The 17,284-nt window shown below is 37.7% G+C and carries 17 protein-coding genes; 8 read left to right on the top strand and 9 right to left on the bottom strand.

The window, feature by feature from the left end:
* Positions 1-227 precede the first annotated feature (227 nt).
* The 3 genes from J0N78_RS09900 to J0N78_RS09890 all read left to right on the top strand — a co-directional run bounded on the left by J0N78_RS09900 (position 228) and on the right by J0N78_RS09890 (position 1,409).
* A complete protein-coding gene (locus tag J0N78_RS09900) occupies positions 228-383 on the top strand; it encodes a hypothetical protein (RefSeq protein WP_209122894.1) in 156 nt (51 codons plus the stop codon).
* A gap of 486 nt (positions 384-869) precedes the next feature.
* Entirely contained in the window at positions 870-992 is a 123-nt protein-coding gene (locus tag J0N78_RS09895; RefSeq protein ID WP_209122893.1) for an anti-repressor SinI family protein, read from the top strand.
* 81 nt (positions 993-1,073) lie between these two features.
* Entirely contained in the window at positions 1,074-1,409 is a 336-nt protein-coding gene (locus tag J0N78_RS09890) for a helix-turn-helix domain-containing protein (protein ID WP_209122892.1), read from the top strand.
* 77 nt (positions 1,410-1,486) lie between these two features.
* On the opposite strand, the gene J0N78_RS09885 is transcribed toward J0N78_RS09890, so the two are convergent.
* From J0N78_RS09885 to J0N78_RS09860, 6 genes are all read right to left on the bottom strand, one after another.
* Positions 1,487-1,717, bottom strand: a complete 231-nt coding sequence (locus J0N78_RS09885; protein ID WP_209122891.1) for a helix-turn-helix domain-containing protein — start codon at positions 1,715-1,717, stop codon at positions 1,487-1,489.
* A 48-nt stretch (positions 1,718-1,765) separates the two neighbouring features.
* Complete coding sequence (locus J0N78_RS09880) at positions 1,766-2,053, bottom strand: hypothetical protein (protein ID WP_209122890.1); 288 nt, start codon at positions 2,051-2,053, stop codon at positions 1,766-1,768.
* Between the two features lie 349 nt (positions 2,054-2,402).
* On the bottom strand, positions 2,403-3,836 hold the full coding sequence (locus J0N78_RS09875) for an aldehyde dehydrogenase family protein (protein ID WP_209122889.1): 1,434 nt from the start codon (positions 3,834-3,836) through the stop codon (positions 2,403-2,405).
* Between the two features lie 112 nt (positions 3,837-3,948).
* Positions 3,949-4,986 (bottom strand): homoserine dehydrogenase, encoded by a 1,038-nt coding sequence (locus J0N78_RS09870; RefSeq protein ID WP_209122888.1) that lies wholly within the window; start codon positions 4,984-4,986, stop codon positions 3,949-3,951.
* A gap of 24 nt (positions 4,987-5,010) precedes the next feature.
* On the bottom strand, positions 5,011-6,216 hold the full coding sequence (locus J0N78_RS09865; RefSeq protein WP_247747230.1) for a cystathionine gamma-synthase family protein: 1,206 nt from the start codon (positions 6,214-6,216) through the stop codon (positions 5,011-5,013).
* Between the two features lie 24 nt (positions 6,217-6,240).
* Positions 6,241-7,449 (bottom strand): M24 family metallopeptidase, encoded by a 1,209-nt coding sequence (locus J0N78_RS09860; protein WP_209122887.1) that lies wholly within the window; start codon positions 7,447-7,449, stop codon positions 6,241-6,243.
* Positions 7,450-7,724: 275 nt separating this feature from the next.
* Here J0N78_RS09860 and J0N78_RS09855 point away from each other — a divergent pair, with 275 nt between their 5' ends.
* Positions 7,725-9,023, top strand: a complete 1,299-nt coding sequence (locus J0N78_RS09855; RefSeq protein ID WP_247747229.1) for a lysine N(6)-hydroxylase/L-ornithine N(5)-oxygenase family protein — start codon at positions 7,725-7,727, stop codon at positions 9,021-9,023.
* A 132-nt stretch (positions 9,024-9,155) separates the two neighbouring features.
* On the opposite strand, the gene J0N78_RS09850 is transcribed toward J0N78_RS09855, so the two are convergent.
* Both J0N78_RS09850 and J0N78_RS09845 read right to left on the bottom strand, forming a co-directional pair.
* Positions 9,156-10,901, bottom strand: a complete 1,746-nt coding sequence (locus tag J0N78_RS09850; RefSeq protein WP_209122886.1) for a PucR family transcriptional regulator — start codon at positions 10,899-10,901, stop codon at positions 9,156-9,158.
* A 493-nt stretch (positions 10,902-11,394) separates the two neighbouring features.
* On the bottom strand, positions 11,395-11,727 hold the full coding sequence (locus tag J0N78_RS09845) for a hypothetical protein (RefSeq protein ID WP_209122885.1): 333 nt from the start codon (positions 11,725-11,727) through the stop codon (positions 11,395-11,397).
* 278 nt (positions 11,728-12,005) lie between these two features.
* Here J0N78_RS09845 and J0N78_RS09840 point away from each other — a divergent pair, with 278 nt between their 5' ends.
* The 3 genes from J0N78_RS09840 to J0N78_RS09830 all read left to right on the top strand — a co-directional run bounded on the left by J0N78_RS09840 (position 12,006) and on the right by J0N78_RS09830 (position 15,158).
* Complete coding sequence (locus J0N78_RS09840; RefSeq protein WP_209122884.1) at positions 12,006-12,449, top strand: Lrp/AsnC family transcriptional regulator; 444 nt, start codon at positions 12,006-12,008, stop codon at positions 12,447-12,449.
* Between the two features lie 11 nt (positions 12,450-12,460).
* Positions 12,461-14,449: a S9 family peptidase gene (locus J0N78_RS09835; RefSeq protein ID WP_209122883.1), complete on the top strand. Its 1,989-nt coding sequence runs from the start codon at positions 12,461-12,463 to the stop codon at positions 14,447-14,449.
* A 79-nt stretch (positions 14,450-14,528) separates the two neighbouring features.
* A complete protein-coding gene (locus tag J0N78_RS09830; protein ID WP_209122882.1) occupies positions 14,529-15,158 on the top strand; it encodes an NUDIX hydrolase in 630 nt (209 codons plus the stop codon).
* On the opposite strand, the gene J0N78_RS09825 is transcribed toward J0N78_RS09830, so the two are convergent.
* On the bottom strand, positions 15,155-16,654 hold the full coding sequence (locus J0N78_RS09825) for an MDR family MFS transporter (RefSeq protein WP_209122881.1): 1,500 nt from the start codon (positions 16,652-16,654) through the stop codon (positions 15,155-15,157). The genes J0N78_RS09830 and J0N78_RS09825 overlap by 4 nt on opposite strands.
* A gap of 350 nt (positions 16,655-17,004) precedes the next feature.
* Between J0N78_RS09825 and J0N78_RS09820 the strand changes: the two genes are divergently transcribed.
* The gene (locus J0N78_RS09820; RefSeq protein WP_209122880.1) at positions 17,005-17,283 is read left to right on the top strand and encodes a hypothetical protein; all 279 of its coding nucleotides are present in this window, start codon (positions 17,005-17,007) and stop codon (positions 17,281-17,283) included.
* The last annotated feature ends 1 nt before the right edge of the window (position 17,284 follow it).

Here is a 17,284-nt window from a genome sequence, read left to right as displayed (position 1 = left end):
TCCAACCATTAGTTCTTTTTATAGAACCACAAGTAATATAATCAATACTATACACACTTATATTGACTGTTTTTTTGACTTATGGGCTTTAAAACGAACACAAAACATTAAAATCTAGTTAACTGTAATTAATATTTTGTTTACTATTGATTTTAATTATATGTTCTATATAATGAACGTATATTGGGTTATTTGAATTTTTTGGATAATGTAATGGAGGTAACGATATGGATCGCTCCCAGTCAAATCATGAAGAAGTGAAACTAGACCTTGAATGGGTTTTACTTATGAAACACGCAAGAGAGCTTGGCTTTGAACCAAGTGAAATTCAATTGTATTTAGACCAATTTAATCCTAACAAGGAGAAAAACAAGCCCCTGTAATGTAGCAACAAAGAAAAGATACGAATATAGTCTTATATCAAAATACCTTATATCATTTAAAAAGGAAAAATGCTTCGTATCTATAATTTACACGATTACTGCCATCTAGATTGCAGGTATATTTGACTAGTCACACCGTCTTTTTACCTACATAAAGCTTGTAGAATTTTTTCCTTTTTTAGTAGATTTTTACGGAAATTATCTCCTATTAAACACACTTTCTGGCTATAAAAATTGACGTAGGATCTTTATAGTAGGTGTTCAAGCGTTTTGTAGAACAATGTCGAATGGAATTTTTTAGAAAAATTACTATAATTATGACTTCAGTAACTAAAAGTTTTTAACATTTTTATATATGATTAAGATGTCTTAAATAAATATAGTCGCAAATTCACATCTAGTCATTAAATCCAATGTGATAAATATACTAATGTCATACAGCCAATTGAAAGATAATACTGTGTAATGGAACTGGGAGGTAATATTATGAACACTAAGACGTGCGAAGTTTTAGACAAAGAGTGGACGGCTTTAATGGTAGAAGCTAAAAATCTAGGTTTAACGATTGAAGAAGTTAAAAAATACCTTCAAGAAAGCAAAAAGACATGATCTCTCAGTTCTATTTACAGAACACGCCTAAAACTGTTATAATTCCTATAAGTATAAAGGTTGAGAGAGGAAACGATACAGATGATCGGTGAAACAGTCAAAAAACTTCGATTAGAAAAAGGCTTATCTTTATCAGAATTAGCAGAATCTGCAGGTGTTGCAAAGTCTTATTTAAGTTCTATTGAAAGAAATATCCAATCTAATCCTTCCATTCAATTTCTGGAAAAGATTTCTTCAGTTTTAGGTGTGAGTGTTGAAACATTATTAAATGAAAATAAAGATAGGAAAGCTGCAACAGAATATGACTTAGACTCTGCGTGGGTTGAGTTAGTAAAAGAAGCGATGGAGTCTGGTGTGAGCAAAGAGCAATTCCGTGAATACTTAGAATTCAATAAATGGCGTAAAAACAATAATTAACTTGTATTATCTCCCAGCTGTTTAGATTTTTTTCATTTTATCGATTAGAATTAAAAGATAAAAAATATCTCACCTCATTACATCGAGGTGGGATATTTATCTTCTGGCGCATTCATGACTTCAATTAGAAAGACGAGTTCCACCCCAAGAGCTTGTGCCATTTTTTCTAGCACAGAAATACTTGGGTTCGTTTGCAAACCGCGTTCAATATAGCTTAGGTACGACTTTGATATACCTGACAACTCAGAGAGCCGATCTAAAGACATTCCTTTCCTTTTTCGTAACTCTCGGATATTCCCCCCATTCATATGTACCTCACCCTTTTTATTTTAGTCTTCATTTCAGATTCGTTGTTATTAACTCACCTTGAAGTTCATTTCATAATAATAATCGTTGGAATGATCTCTTTTTATCGACGTTAAAATCATCCCATATACCTCAATATTTCTGCTAAACATTTTTATCGTTAATTTATATATTACATCTTCTGAAACTGGGAAGCGCAAAGAACTAATAAATTCTAATGATGTTGTTGTAAATTCGACTACTTTTACATTCGTTCGTTTCGAATTGACTATTTTATCTTTCACGACGTGAATTAGTAATTCAGCCTGGAGCGGCCTACCTAAATTAATCGCCTGCATCATGTTTCCTCCTTTCATCTCCCCCAACAACATCAATGTTCTTTATAAAGAATATTTTATTATAAAACGTTCGTTATAGTAAATGATACAAAGGTACTGTAATTCTTTATAAAGAACGACTGATCTTAAAAACGCTTACATTAACTCTTTATTTCTAACTTATTAAAAAAACATCCTCTTAAGACCAGTTAAGGAAGAGATTTAAGGTATTATTGAATAATAATATTATATTGAAATATTTTTCCCCTTTAATCTAGCAGGTAGTATCCAGGCTTGATGAATCACTTTTTTTGTAAACAAAAAAGTGATAGAACAAAATGAATCTGTCCTATCACTACATTTAGCTTGGTTATAAATTAAAACATACGACCTTTGGTTCTGTCATTTCTTGAATAGCGTGTTTAACTCCTTCCCTTCCTAGTCCTGATCCTTTTACACCGCCAAACGGCATACTGTCAATACGGAAGTCACTGCTGTCATTCACCATTACCCCACCGACATTGAGCTGTTGAATCGCTTCAAAGGCCGCTTGTAGATGATTTGTAAAAATGCCTGCTTGTAATCCGTAATTCACGTCATTCGCTTTTTCAATTGCCTCTTGTAAACTGTCTACGGAAAAGAGGAGAACGACGGGACCGAATATTTCTTCCCTAGCAATTGTTACGTCAGTTGGAACATTCGTTAATACCGTCGGCTCATAATAAGCCCCATCTCGAATACCACCACATTCAAGCTTCGCCCCTTGCTTTAATGCTTCCTCGACTAATTTTTCGACACGAATGGCTTCTCTTTCATTGATTAATGGCCCCATGTCTGTACTATCTAGCAGCTTATCGCCGGTTCGATACGTTTTTGTCTGTTCAATAAATTGGTTAGTAAATGCTTCATAGCTGTCTTGCTCGATATAAACTCGCTGAACGCCTAGACAATTTTGACCAGCTGCCCAGAATGCACCAGAAACCGTCGATTCAACCGCGTGTTTCAAGTTAGCATCATTGAGTACGATCACTGGAGAGTTAGATCCTAATTCCATGCTGATTTTTTTGAGACCTGCTTTGTTCGCAATTTCCGTCCCTGTTTCTAATCCACCAGTAAATGAAATCATCCGTACATCAGGGTGAGTCACAAGTGTGTCCCCCACTTCTCCTCCTCTACCGGTAATGACTGATAGTATGCCATTTGGAAGTCCTGCTCGTGAAAAAACATCAGCTAGTTTTAATGCGCTTAACGGAGTCACGGTCGCTGGCTTTACGATAATGGCATTTCCTGATGCGATTGCAGGGCCGATTTTGTGGGCAACTAAGTTAAGTGGATCATTAAATGGCGTAATCGCTCCAATAATCCCGATTGGAAAAAGAGAGTAATATCCTAAGCGGTTTTCATTTCCACTACTTTGATCAAAGGGAATGGTCTTTCCTTCTAGTCTACGACCTTCTTCTGCACTAATTCGCAACGTTTGGATGCATCGTTCTACTTCTTTACGTGCTTCGCGAATCGTCTTACTTCCTTCTAGAGCAATGGTAACCGCAAAATCCTCTTTTTCCTCCTCGATATATGATGCCGCACTTTGGATAATCTCTATTCTTCTAAAAACAGGTAGCTTTGCTGAAATTTCAGCTCCTCGTTTCGCGGCATGGATCGCTTCAAGCATATCTTCTTTAGTCGCTGCTGGAACGGTAGCAATCGCTTCATTGTTTCCTGGATTCGTTACTGTAATCGTCCTGTCTCGGTCCACCCACTTTCCGGCGAGAAACATTTTCCGTTGTGCCACTCGTACTTTCATTGGCTTTCCCACCTTTCATTTTAGCTAAAAGTTTTTATCTTCCGGTTTGTCCCTTTTATTAAGTCCGCAGTGAGATGGAGAACCAAAGCTCCATCTCAACAACCATTTCAAGTTATATATGGTTTCTGTAAATGTTCAAAAGATCAATTAATAACGAATACCCTGTTTCTGTTCGCCCAGCTCCTGGACCTGATAACGTGATGTTCCCAGCTAAATCACAGTTAAATGAAACGGCATTTAAAACACCTTGAACCTGAGCTAATGGATGCGATTTATCTATCATTTCAGGTTGAACGGATGCCTTAACATCTCCATCTTCCTTCCGTACTCGTGCGATGAGCTTCCAGCGCTTTCCTTGTTCTTGCGCTTTTTTAATATCATACGGAGTAATTTGAGTAATTCCATCACATGCGACATCTTCGACTTTTAACGCCGCATTCATGACCGTATTGGCAAGGATAACAATCTTATATCGCGCGTCAAAGCCCTCTACATCACTCGTTGGATCTGCTTCTGCATAGCCTAAGCTTTGAGCTTCTGTTAACGCTTCTTCATAGGAAAGCCCTTCTTCCATTCTGAGTAGCATATAGTTCGTCGTTCCATTTAAAATGCCTGAGATTTCTTTAATGTCATTTCCAGCGAGAGCCGTGAGTGGCATTCTAAGTGCAGGTGTACCACTCATCACCGTTCCTTCAAAGCCCCACCTGACACCGTGTTGTTTTGCTAATTGTGAGAGGTCTTTATAAGCAAGGGCAACAGGTCCTTTATTACTCATCACGACATGCTTACCTGCTGCAAATGCTGCTTTACAATGATCGATCGCTGGCTGGCCTGTTTTTACATCGGTAAATGTTACTTCCACAATTGTATCGGCATTCGTCTGTTCAATCGTTTCAAAGCTGTCTAAATCACGGATAAGTGCTTCACTATCTGGATAATCATCAAGTGTCCCCGTCTTTTTAACTATCGATAATGCTTTTTCTAGGTCGAGACCATTTGGATCGTAAATGGATCCTTTCATCATATCTGAGATGGCAACGATCTGCCCTTCCCAACCCGTTTCAGCTTTTAATGCAGCTTTTTTTTGAAGTAAAATTTCCGCTAATCCTTGGCCGACGGTGCCAAACCCTAATAATGCTAGTTTTTGCAAAACCCTCGCCTCCTTTTGAAATGGTTAGCGAACTGCCTCTTTTACGTACGTAAAGGCTTCTTTAAAATCGTTGATAATATCTTCAGCATTTTCAATTCCACACGAAACACGGATTAGCCCTTCTGGAATCCCCATCGCTTTTCGTTCTTCTGGTGTGCATTCCACATGACTCGTCGTTCTCGCTGGACCGACTGTCGTTTCAACTGCTCCTAAGTTAGCGGCCCGGTGAGCAAATGTGAGATTAGGCAAAAGTTCTTTTACTGTTTCCATTCCACCTTTAACAGCAAAGCTTAACATACCGCCAAAGCCAACCATTTGTTTTTTAGCAATTTCATGGTTTGGATGTTCCTCAAGTCCAGGATAGAAAACGGATTCAACCATTTCCTCCGATTTTAAATAGTTTGCTAGCTTTAATGCATTTTCTTCTTGCCGACGAACGCGAAGCTCTAGTGTTTTCATCCCTCTTAAAATGAGGTAGGCAGCCCACGGGTCCATCGTTGCGCCATTAATTTCGCGATAATGATAGATTTTTTCGATATATTCTTCATTATTACTGCACGCCACTCCACCTAATGCGTCCGCGTGGCCACCGAGAAACTTCGTAGCGCTATGAATAACGATATCAGCGCCAAGCTTTAGAGGTTGTTGGTTTAATGGGGTGGCAAACGTATTGTCGACAATAACAAGTGCCCCTGCTTCATGACCAGCTTTCGCCATTTGCTCAATGTCCGTAATTTTTACCGTTGGGTTCGTTGGTGTTTCTAAATATAAAATTTTGCAACCTTTGGCGACTTCGGTTTCAATATGTTCGTGGTTGCCCGTTTCACAAAACGTAATTTCAACGTTCATTTGCGGTAAAAACTCAGTAAAAATTTTATTCGTGCCGCCGTACGTGTCTTTAATCGTAACAACTCGATCACCTGGCCGTAAAAACGTATATAGAGTATTACTAATCGCAGCCATTCCTGTTGAAAAGCTTGTTGCCACTGTCGCTCCTTCTAGATTCTTTAATTTGTCTTCAAAGGCTTGCACTGTAGGATTAGTGTTTCTTCCATATATATGTCCTTTTTTTCGTCCAACAGCAACCTCATACCACTCATCCATATCATCATAGTTGTAAGCGACGCTCGGTATGACAGGGACTTGTGTGGCCCCGTGAACAAGATAGTCTTTCTCCCCAGCCCAAACTGCTTTCGTTCCCATCTGTGCTTTCGTCATTTTGTTTTCCATTTGCGATCTCCTCCCTCAATTAAATTACGCTCCCATTCCCCCTGGCCATAGTTTCTTTCCTGCATCTTTCACAAACAGCTTTCTTGGTGCACTTGCTAATAATTCATACCCTGTATTTGTCACACGGAATGACTCGCTTAGCTCTACTCCATAGTCATCTAGCCAAATACCTAGAATCATATGAAATGTCATATTCGGCTGAAGGATCGTTTTATCTCCAGGACGTAGGCTTGCTGTATGCTCTCCCCAATCGGGTGGATAGTTTAAGCCGACCGAATAGCCAATTCTTGATTCTTTTTTATAGCCTCGTTTTTGAATAGACTTTTTCCAAGCAAGCTCAACTTCCTCACAAGTTGTGCCTGGTTTTACAGCCTGTAGTGCCGCTTCCATTCCTTCAATGACGACTGCAGCTAAGTCTTTCACTTTTTCTTCTGGCTCGCCGATCGTGACTGTTCGAGCAAGTGGGGCGTGATACCTTTGATAGCATCCAGCTAATTCAATCAGAACGGTCGTATTCGGTTTGTACGTTTCATCTGTCCATGTGATGTGAGGTGTTGATGTTCGTTCACCTGCTGGCATAAGTGGAACTATCGCTGGATAATCCCCTCCAAATTCAGGTGTACCTTTAATTTGTGCTTCAAAGATTTTAGCTGCGACATCACATTCGCGGACACCGACATCGAGGGCTTCAATTCCTACCTCCATCGCCCGAACAGCAATTTGACCGGCGCGTTTCATATATTCAATTTCCGTATCAGATTTAATTATTCTCACCCAATTGACTAAGTTCGTACTATCTTTGAACACGGCTTTCGGCAAGATTTTAACTAATCGTTCGAAACATTTCGCTGAAAAGTAGTAATTATCCATTTCAAGCCCAATGACCCGCTTACTTTGACCAATTTCTTTCAGGATGTTGCCGATAAAATCGTAAGGGTGCTTCGCTGGCGAGTTTACGTAATAATCTGGATACGGAATAATATGCTCATGGAAAAGCCAGCTCGTTACTTTCGCTGCATTTGCATCCATCTCTCTTCCAATCCAAAGTGGCTGTGGTTCATCAATGATGACAACGAGTGCTTGATGTACATAAAACGACCAGCCGTTATATCCCGATAAGTAATTCATGTTGGCAGGATCGGTGACAATGAGTACTTCAATTCCCTCATCCATCATTTTTTCTTTTGTACGACGCAAACGCTCATGATATTCCCCATGTGTAAAATGGAGCATCTTCCTCCACTCCTTTCGCCCCTTTCTTCAATTTTCCTTACCTTTTCGTTATTTGTTATTATCATACTCGCTACATAGCGGACACGATATTGTAAAAAGTGTAAGAATATTCTGTTTTATCATATTACATATTGACACTTTGTATTGAAAGACCTATTAATGCGTGCTGTTGAGCTTGTGTTCATTATGGAAAAACGCACTGAATACTACCCTTATGAATTCTTTTTCCTTTTTTCCTCATAATAGAAAGAAAAGAACTTAAGGGGGAAATTATATTGGAAACTCATGTGTATGATTTAGTAGGAGTGGGAATAGGGCCTTTTAATTTAAGTCTTGCCGCCTTACTCGATGACATTCCGGAAGTGAAAACGATTTTCTTCGATCAAAAGTCCCGATTTGATTGGCATCCAGGGATGTTAATAGTAGGGACAAGGCTTCAAGTTCCATTTATGGCAGACTTGGTAACATTAGCTGATCCAACGAATCAATACAGCTTTTTGAACTATTTGTCAAAAAAAAATCGCTTATACCCTTTTTACTTTTTACAAAGATTGGATATCCCAAGGAGAGAATATAATGATTATTGTCAATGGGTTGCACATGAATTAAAAAATTGTCGTTTTGGAAATAAGGTCGTTGAGTTAGATTACATACAAAATGAAGAAATTTTTTTAGTAAGAGTTGAGGAGATAAAAACGAAGGAGACAATAACCTATCGGTGTAAAAACCTTGTATTAGGTACTGGCAGTGTTCCTGCTATGCCGAAATCCTTTCAAGGTCTTTCTCCTGAACATGTTTTTCATACGGCAGAGTTTTTAAATCATCAAGACCGATGCCGAAAAGCTAAATCCATTACTGTGATTGGGTCCGGTCAAAGTGCAGCCGAAGTGTTTCGTGAACTGTTAAAAGAACAGATGGAGCATCAATATCAATTGAATTGGATTACTCGATCGAGAAGCTTTTTATCCATGGATGAATCGAAATTGAGTGTAGAACAATTTTCTCCCGATTATGTGAATTATTTTTATCAATTTCCACAAGAACAAAAGGATCAAATTTTTGCAACACAAGATTTACTTTATAAAGGAATTAGTTCGCATACGATTACTGATATTTATAATTTACTTTATGAACATTCGGTTTCAGGTGAAGAAATAAATGTCGGATTACAGGTGTTAACAGAAGTTAAAAGAATTCAAGAAAAAGGGGATCACTACGAAATTCTATGTCACCAGTGGCAACAGAAGAAAGATTTTACTCATGAAAGTGAAATCGTTATTGTAGGGACTGGCTACCGGCCGAATATACCTGATTTTATTCATAATCTTGAGTCACATATTCATTGGGATGATAAAGGAAGATATGAGGTCGAGGCTGATTATCGTTTACGTCTAGATATTCCCAATCAAATCTATGTTCATAGTGGGATATCTCATTCTCACGGGGTAGGGTCAACAAACTTAGGGCTTGCCGTTCACAGAAATAAGATTATTATTAACCACTTAATTGGAAAAGAGGTCTTTCCGATCTATAATAAATATGTCTTTCAAAATTTTAATGCAGAAACATTTTAATTTCATTTTAGTTGTAGGATGGTTTCATTTTCATTTTAAAAAAGTGTTAAGGGGCCCCCTAAAGCTAAGCTTGGGGACACCCTTTTTCTTTTGCTATTTAACTTGTTAAATCCTGTGATGGTTATTTTCGCCTTATTCAATCGCGGGCTTTTGAGAGTAAATATAGTGCCTAGCATCTTCTGGGGCAGCGGTCGCTAGCCAAATGCGGATACTAAGGTTTAGTAAAAATAAATCGTCTGGATTAACAAGAGACAAACTCGTAAGCTTTTCAATTTTTCGAAGCCGGTATAGTAGTGATTGCCGGTGAAGGGACAGGGTGCGCGCGGTTTTACTAACATTGAAATGATGTTGGGTAAAAATAATAAATGTCCGAACGAGCTCCATTTGCCGGACGCGGTCATATTTAATCAAAGGTGTAATAACTGTATCTGATAGTTGCTGTACTTCTTCGTTATCACTTAATGATAACAACACTCGTTCCACCTTCGAATCGTCGTAATACATCCTATGTCCTGGGCCTTTTTGTCGTCTGCCAATTTCTAATGATTGCTGGGCATCGCGATAGCTTTTTGTGAATTTCAACTCTTCATCATATACTCTACCAATGCCCCATGACATTTCAACACCTGGAAGTAAGTTGCCTAGTCTGCGTTCTACGAGATCTAGAAAATAATGAACTCCATCCTTTCTAGTCACTACCGACGCTTCTAAAAAAATGATCAATTCGTCTAACTGATACGTCATTAAAATTTGCTTTTCTAACGATTGAGACGCAAAAATAATTTCTTCTTCAATATAATGAATCATACTATGCAGCCATTTTTCATAACTCGAATGCTTGATTTGATCACTATTTTCATACATTGCCCGGAGGTTTTCAGGATAGCCAACAATACAGACATAAGGAACGTTCACATCGTAACCGAGTAATCTTGCCCTCTCGCTAATTCGCTCCCAAGACGTAAGATCACCTTTAGCAATACTACAGACAAAATCATCTCGTAGTTTTAGCTCTGTTTCGAGAATCGCATTTTCACGTAAAAACCATAAAGCACTAACTGTTGAAGCATGTTCTAATAGATTAATAGAAAAACTAGTAAGCTCGGTTTTTAATGAATGCGTAGAGTGTAACAAAATAAACAAGTAACCAAGTACTCGGTGAACATCTTGGATGATCGGGAGCTGGACAATCGTCCATGGGAAATGGTCTATTTTATGAATTTTTTGGTGAAATGGATGGTGGGTTGTCTCTTCAGTTATAGAGGCTTGTTCAGGAACTTTGTTGTTTGACCTGAGCTCTTCCCACATTACTCGAATGTCTTGATTTTGTCTTGCACTTCCCTTTACTTGGCCATCCTTATCCGTTATCAACACAGGCGTATGAATTTGCTTTCCAACGTATTGAGCGACTTTTTCAAGGTTTCCACCATTTAATAAAATATTTAGGAGCTGTTGCTGCACTTTTTCTGACTCTTTCAATTCTTGCTGCTGCCGCCGTGTGAGCTCTTTCATTACTTCATGAGTAATGTCTGCAAAACGAATTTCCCAAGGAACTTCGATAATTGGAAACTGTGCTTGTTCGGCAAATTGAATAACTTCTGTAGGAATGTCATAAATATACCGCCCGGTCGCAACAGCCAATGCACTCGCTTCTGAGTCCACAACATCTTGAACATACTGCTCAAATGCTTCAATACTTTGTTCACAGCCCATTCCTGTTGTAAGAACAAGTTCATTTTTCCGGACAAAGTTCTCAACAGGACTTTCGGTTATGGAGACCCACTCAACAAAACGTTCATTTAAATACTTTTCTCCAGAAAGGACACGAGCCGAATCCAACAAATCAAAATTCATAATATCTTTCATTGTAAGTTGCATAAGCTGTGACCCCCTCTTTGAAAAAGTCTCATACTAACACCCTATTATTCATTTCTTTTAATTATTAGCAAATGACAAGACTTTTTCGGTATTCATACCAATTCAATATTTTTTTAAAACATTCCTCTTTAGTCGATTACTTTTTTTATTGGCTGTTTTCGTAAACTTTGTTGCTTTTGGACCGTTTTTTGAAAATAAAATAGCCTTTTCAAGACAAATTCATTTGTCTGAACGGCTATTTTATTTTCAAAACCTTCACGCTTTGCGTGAAGAGCCAAGCATCCGCTTGGCTTACAGTCCAAAAGCTAAAAGCAACAATCTTTGAGAAAAGAGCCTTTTTATTTCAAAAAAAAAGCTATCCAATGGGAGTTGGATAGCCAATAAGGGGGAGTTGGAGAGAGAACAGTTAGAAGCCAACTCATTGTTAAGGAGCACCTTGTAACGTTAGTATAAAAGATAAAAATAACTTTAACAGTATTTATGTGAGATTTGTTTACGGAAAAAAACCATCTTTTTCCTGAATATTAAAAAAGTACCTCATTTGGCGCATGATTTCTTGTAATTGCTGGTTGTCTCCTTGTTGACGAGCTACTCTCTCCATTTCTCCATACATCGATTGCAGCATTGCTTGAGGATTATCTTCGTGATCATGCTCACCCGCAGGAGAAGAAAACACATGGTCACTCATCATATGAACGTCGTCTGCTGACATAGATTGAAGTTGTTCTTTTACATTATTTAATTTTGAGTTCAAATCCTCAGGAATTGTATTCGCTTGATCTAAAAAATGATTTACGATTTGCTCCATTTGTTGCTTTTTGTCCATAATTATTCAACCCTTCCTTTCTACCTAATCATATGATTTACAAGAACAAGAAAAATATGTCACATTCTTTTAGGTTGATAAAAATATGTAATTGAAATAGAACTTCCTAGAAAATAGTAAAACATTTGAGTTTTAGAAATGTTTTTTATATACTTTATATATTCCTAATTTAAGTCATATTTTAATTGCTTATTTCTATTTTTAGGAATAATATTGCATATTGATATCTTAATTAGACCCACTATTTCATATTTTCGCCTAAAGGAGGGAAATGCTAATTGAAGGAAATCGATCACCTAGATAAGAGCATCCTTCGACTTTTATCAAAAGATGGAAGAATGTCTTTCACAGAAATTGCTAACCAAATGGATGTAACCGAAAAAACCGTTCGGACGCGTTATAGAGCTCTCGTAGATCAAGGAATATTAGAAGTGGTGGGGGTCGTTAATCCAATATCTCTAGGGCTAAAAGTTTCAGCTATTATTCAACTCGCGGTCGATTCCCAACAGTTAAATAATGTGATGGAACAAGTTGCGGCTTTTAAAGAAGTTAGACATATTTCTTTAATTACCGGGGAATATCAACTGCTCATTCAAGTAAATGTTAAAACATATGATGATTTAACGTTATATTTGAAACAGTTAAATGCCATTTCTGGTATTAGCAAGTCCAATGTTATGATTCAGTTAGAAGTTAACAAAAATACATTTGAAATTCATTAAGGGGGATACATATGCCAAATAAACGACCGATTACAAGTGAAGATCTACTTAAAATCGCTAATGTTGGGGAACCGCAACTTGCTCCATGTAACAGCAAGTTTGTATTTGTAAAAACAACGATTGATGAAGATCAAGAATACCGTTCTCATTTATATTTCCAACGCTTCGATGATTCTTCAAGTGTACAGTGGACGTTCGGAAAAGTTAGAGATCATTCCCCACGTTTATCACCAGACGGTAAAAAACTAGCTTTTGTTTCAAACCGTTCCGGAAAATCGCAAATTTGGGTGATGTCTACTGAAGGCGGAGAGCCACAACAACTTACAGAAAATAAAAACGGGGCATCGCACCCAGTTTGGTCACCTTGTGGAAGTCAATTGTTATATAAAACATCTTTAAAAATAGACAAAGATGAATCTATATTTGATAAAGAGGAAAAGAACGAGGAAAAGAAAAAATCAGAGCCCCTTGTGATTAATCGTCTAAAATATAAATCTGACGGTGCTGGTTTCCATAACGAAACGTATCAACAACTTGCACTAATTGATGTGAATACAAAAGAAATCACTGAACTTACTTCTGGTAGATACACTTATGAGCCTAGTTCATGGTCACCAAACGGAAAATATATAGCGCTTTCAGCAAATATGACAGAAGATGCAGATTTCCAAATTGTTTCTGATCTCTATTTATTAAATGTTAAAACAAAAGAACTCACATTATTAACAGACCATAACGGAGTTTACTTTAATCCATCTTGGTCTCCAGATGGAAACTATATTGCTTGTTTCGGCAATGAACGAGAATTTTTAGGTGCAACAATCAACCAAATTTATATCATTGATATAACAACGAAACAGAAAAAGTGCATCACTGAAACATGGGATGTTCATATTACGGATGCAGCTATTTCGGACATGCGTTCAGGTCATCCAAACCCAGGTCCTGTCTGGTCAAAAGATGGGAAAACACTTTACTTCTCTGCTAGTGAAAATGGCAATACAAGTCTTTATGCGATTGATGAACATAATGAAATTACTTCTATATTCGCAGAAGAAGGTCATGTATTCGGTTATGCGTTTGACGAAGAAAGAGAATTTGCCATCATAGGACTTAGCGATGCTTCAAACCCCGGCGACCTTTACAAGATCGTCGTAGGTGAGAAAAAGAAAATAAGACTGACCAATGTAAATGAAGATTTCCTTTCAGCAGTTCACCTATCCATCCCAGAGCCACTAACTGCAAAAGCTAGTGATGGTTGGGAAGTGCATGGCTGGATTATGAAACCTTATAACTTTGAAGAAGGTAAAAAGTACCCGATGGTTTTAGAAATCCACGGTGGTCCTCATGCGATGTATGCCAATTCATTCTTCCATGAACTACAGCTTTTAGCGGCTCAAGGATATGTCGTCCTTTATACAAATCCACGGGGTAGCCATGGCTATGGTCAAAAGTTTGTTAATGCTTGCCGTGGGGATTATGGTGGTAAAGATTATGAAGATTTAATGTCTGCTGTCGATTATGCATTAGAAAACCTCGACTATATCGATGAAAATCGACTAGGTGTAACTGGAGGTAGCTACGGTGGGTTTATGACAAACTGGATTGTCAGCCATACTCATCGCTTTAAGGCTGCTGTCACGCAACGTTCGATTTCTAATTGGACGAGCTTTTACGGTGTTAGTGACATCGGATACTTCTTTACAAAATGGGAAATTGGTGCTTGCTTCCAAGACGATCCTGAAAAGTTATGGTACCACTCACCGCTTCGCTATGTGAAGAATGTAGAAACACCTCTTTTAATTTTACATGGTGAAAACGACTATCGTTGTCCAATTGAACAAGCGGAACAGCTTTATATTGCCTTAAAACATCAAAAGAAAGACACTATGTTTGTTCGTTTCCCTGAATCGAACCATGAACTTTCACGAAGTGGCCCGCCACATCTACGAATCGAACGTTTAAACCATATCGTCAACTGGTTTAACGAAAAACTGTAGGTCTAAGGCTGTATGACACCTTCCGTCATACAGCTTTTCTTGTTAAAATAAGAATAAAAACTTTAAGGAGATGGGGGAAATGTCTGTCACTATAGATCAAATCAAGCAGCTTCTCGAGAAAAGAGATGCTGGTGTATTGAAAGATGCACGTGCTTTAAAATCAGCCGTTTTTGTTCCGTTTATTGAAAAAGATAATGAGCTACACATTTTATTTGAAGTCCGTTCGAAACGATTAACCCATCAGCCTGGTGAAATTTGCTTTCCTGGTGGTAAAGTCGACAAATCGGACCTGACTGAAGAAATAACCGCGAAAAGAGAGTTGTGCGAAGAATTAGGGCTAACAGAAGATGATTTTACTTCTATTGCCCCTCTAGACGTTCTTGTTACGCCATTTCGCGGAACCATCTTTCCGTTTGTTGGCCAAATTCTTTCACCTGAAAATATTTCACCTAGTGAACATGAAGTAGAAGAGGTTTTTACTGTACCCTTATCTTTTTTACTCCAAAATAAGCCGAAGACATACAATATGAATATTCATTTTGAACCTGATGAAAACTTTCCATTTGATCATATTCCTAATCGAGAAGCTTATACGAAGCGAACCCATACCTTCCCCGAGATTTTTTATTTTTACAATCAATATGTAATTTGGGGGTTAACCGCTCGAATTCTTCATCATCTCATTGAATTAATTAAATTGAAACATTAATTTTTCTTCATTTCATCTTTCGGTAAAAAGAATATTAAGATAAGGCTTATGAAAGCAAAAATAAATATTCCCCAATACACATGAAATAGCGCCTGTGAAAGTGCTTCTTGAATGTAAGATACTTCTTGTGCAGTCAATAATTTTCTTTGCTCGGGATCTAATATAACATTGACGATATCCATGTCTAATTCAAAATCAAGCTGCTCCATCTCACCTTCAAGTCTTGCTTTTAGACGACTATTGAGTATACCACCTAATAAGGCCACACCTACTGCGCCTCCTAACGTTCGCATGAACATATTAGAAGCTGTGGCCACACCCCTTTTTCTCCAATCAACATGACTTTGAATCGAGACGATAAACGTCGTTGTTGAAAAGCCCATTCCTACCCCGATAAAAAATGATCCTATCCCTGCCCAAAACGGATGGTGCACGAACGATAAAGTTAAATAAAACATAGACCCGACAACTAAAGCCACCCCACCGATCAGCGCGGCCTTTCGATACCCAATCTTAAGTAAAAGCTTGCCGGCAATCGTTGATGAAATCGGCCAGCCAATAGAAATCATCGTTAACGCAAAACCGGCAACCATAGCCGGTTGATTCATAACTCCTTGAACGTATGTTGGCAGAAAAGAGGAAACGGCGAGTAACAATGCCCCTGACGTAAAGGATGCAATATTGGCAACAACAATTAATGGTGTTCCCCAAATGTCCATTGACATAATCGGCTCTTTTGCCTTTTTCTCTTGATATATAAAGGCGATAAAACTGACGGCAAACAAACTAACACACAATAGTACAGGAAGAGAATGCCAATTCCATTCTACCCCACCTTGTATTAAGACCATCATTAACGAACCAATACTAATTAAAATTAATAGTGCCCCGAAATAATCAACTGATGGCTTTGTTTTTTCAATATTTTCTTTTAAAAATAAACCGACTAACAAGGTCGCTAGTAATCCAAACGGTATATTCATCCAAAATATCCAAGACCAATGAAAATACTCAATAAAAACTCCACCTAATATGGGTCCCAGAATAGAAGATATCCCCCATATACTAGCTAAATACCCTTGGATGCTTGCTCGTTCTTCTTTCGTATAAATATCACCAACAATCGTCGTTGCAATGGGTTGAACCGCTCCGGCTCCTAATCCTTGAAGAAATCTTGCAATGATTAACCATTCCATTGTTGATGCAAAACCACACCAAATGGATCCAAGAAGAAAAATAAAAATACCAATTGAAAAGACAATTTTTCGACCAAACAAATCAGCTAGCTTCCCGTAGATAGGAATCGAGACAACTTTCATTAATAAGTATCCACCAAACACCCACGTAAATAAATGAAAACCTCCTAGCTCTGAAACAATGCCCGGCATCGCAGTAGCCACGATCGTTGCCTCAACAGCAGCCATAAACATCGCCATTATAATCGCAAATAATACAATTGGGCGATGGGTAGTGGATCTATTAAGTAAATTTCTCATATTTTACCTTAACCTCATTTCGTTTTTATCAATTACTACCAATTTTACTTAAATTTTTAGAAATTTTAAAATTTAATTTAATTTTCTAACGATTCTATCTTGAAATAATTCAAAATTTCGTGTAAATTCTAATTAAGTTTACTAATTTTTCTCTACTGATGGAAGAGAGGGGGATTTTTCAACTTATTTTGTCTTCAGTCTTGGTTTTGTTTTGCATTGAAACCGAGTGATCGTTCAGTTTTTTATTTTTTTAGCATGAGGGCAGATTGAGTGTTCGTTCAGCTTACTGTTAGTTAGTGGACTTGCTCAAAAATGAAAGCACTTACATTTTTAAAAGGGGAGGAATTTTAATGAGTGCGTACAAAAAAGAAGTGTGGTTTACGATTATTATGTCTGTTGTTTTTCTTCTTGCTGGGAATATCGGCTTTATCTTTTCGATCTTTCCTGTAGAAGGTAATTTGTTTGGGTTCCCAATTATGTATATCGTACCTATCTTGGTCGGCTGGTTTGGAATTTTCATTTTAACTATTGTTGCAGGTAAAATTGGAAACCACATTGATGATGCAATTGATGAAGAAAATTCACGTCTAAACCTAGAGGCAAAAGATAGCCAGAAAGGAGTAAGTTAAG

Origin of the sequence: Alkalihalobacillus sp. BA299, from assembly GCF_017745675.1 — a bacterium.
GTDB lineage: Bacteria > Bacillota > Bacilli > Bacillales > Bacillaceae_F > Alkalihalobacterium.
The sequence above is the reverse complement of the archived record's forward strand: the minus strand, read 5'-3'. Positions and strand labels throughout refer to the sequence as shown.

What these genes read in the sequence shown, in the direction of transcription:
- J0N78_RS09900 (WP_209122894.1), top strand. Translation starts at nt 228, where the DNA reads ATGGATCGCTCCCAGTCAAATCATGAAGAAGTGAAACTAGACCTTGAA.
- J0N78_RS09830 (WP_209122882.1), top strand. Translation starts at nt 14,529, where the DNA reads ATGTCTGTCACTATAGATCAAATCAAGCAGCTTCTCGAGAAAAGAGAT.
- J0N78_RS09865 (WP_247747230.1), bottom strand. Translation starts at nt 6,216, where the DNA reads ATGGAAAACAAAATGACGAAAGCACAGATGGGAACGAAAGCAGTTTGG.
- J0N78_RS09835 (WP_209122883.1), top strand. Translation starts at nt 12,461, where the DNA reads ATGCCAAATAAACGACCGATTACAAGTGAAGATCTACTTAAAATCGCT.
- J0N78_RS09885 (WP_209122891.1), bottom strand. Translation starts at nt 1,717, where the DNA reads ATGAATGGGGGGAATATCCGAGAGTTACGAAAAAGGAAAGGAATGTCT.
- J0N78_RS09825 (WP_209122881.1), bottom strand. Translation starts at nt 16,654, where the DNA reads ATGAGAAATTTACTTAATAGATCCACTACCCATCGCCCAATTGTATTA.
- J0N78_RS09820 (WP_209122880.1), top strand. Translation starts at nt 17,005, where the DNA reads ATGAGTGCGTACAAAAAAGAAGTGTGGTTTACGATTATTATGTCTGTT.
- J0N78_RS09890 (WP_209122892.1), top strand. Translation starts at nt 1,074, where the DNA reads ATGATCGGTGAAACAGTCAAAAAACTTCGATTAGAAAAAGGCTTATCT.
- J0N78_RS09850 (WP_209122886.1), bottom strand. Translation starts at nt 10,901, where the DNA reads ATGCAACTTACAATGAAAGATATTATGAATTTTGATTTGTTGGATTCG.
- J0N78_RS09845 (WP_209122885.1), bottom strand. Translation starts at nt 11,727, where the DNA reads ATGGACAAAAAGCAACAAATGGAGCAAATCGTAAATCATTTTTTAGAT.
- J0N78_RS09880 (WP_209122890.1), bottom strand. Translation starts at nt 2,053, where the DNA reads ATGCAGGCGATTAATTTAGGTAGGCCGCTCCAGGCTGAATTACTAATT.
- J0N78_RS09875 (WP_209122889.1), bottom strand. Translation starts at nt 3,836, where the DNA reads ATGAAAGTACGAGTGGCACAACGGAAAATGTTTCTCGCCGGAAAGTGG.
- J0N78_RS09895 (WP_209122893.1), top strand. Translation starts at nt 870, where the DNA reads ATGAACACTAAGACGTGCGAAGTTTTAGACAAAGAGTGGACGGCTTTA.
- J0N78_RS09860 (WP_209122887.1), bottom strand. Translation starts at nt 7,449, where the DNA reads ATGCTCCATTTTACACATGGGGAATATCATGAGCGTTTGCGTCGTACA.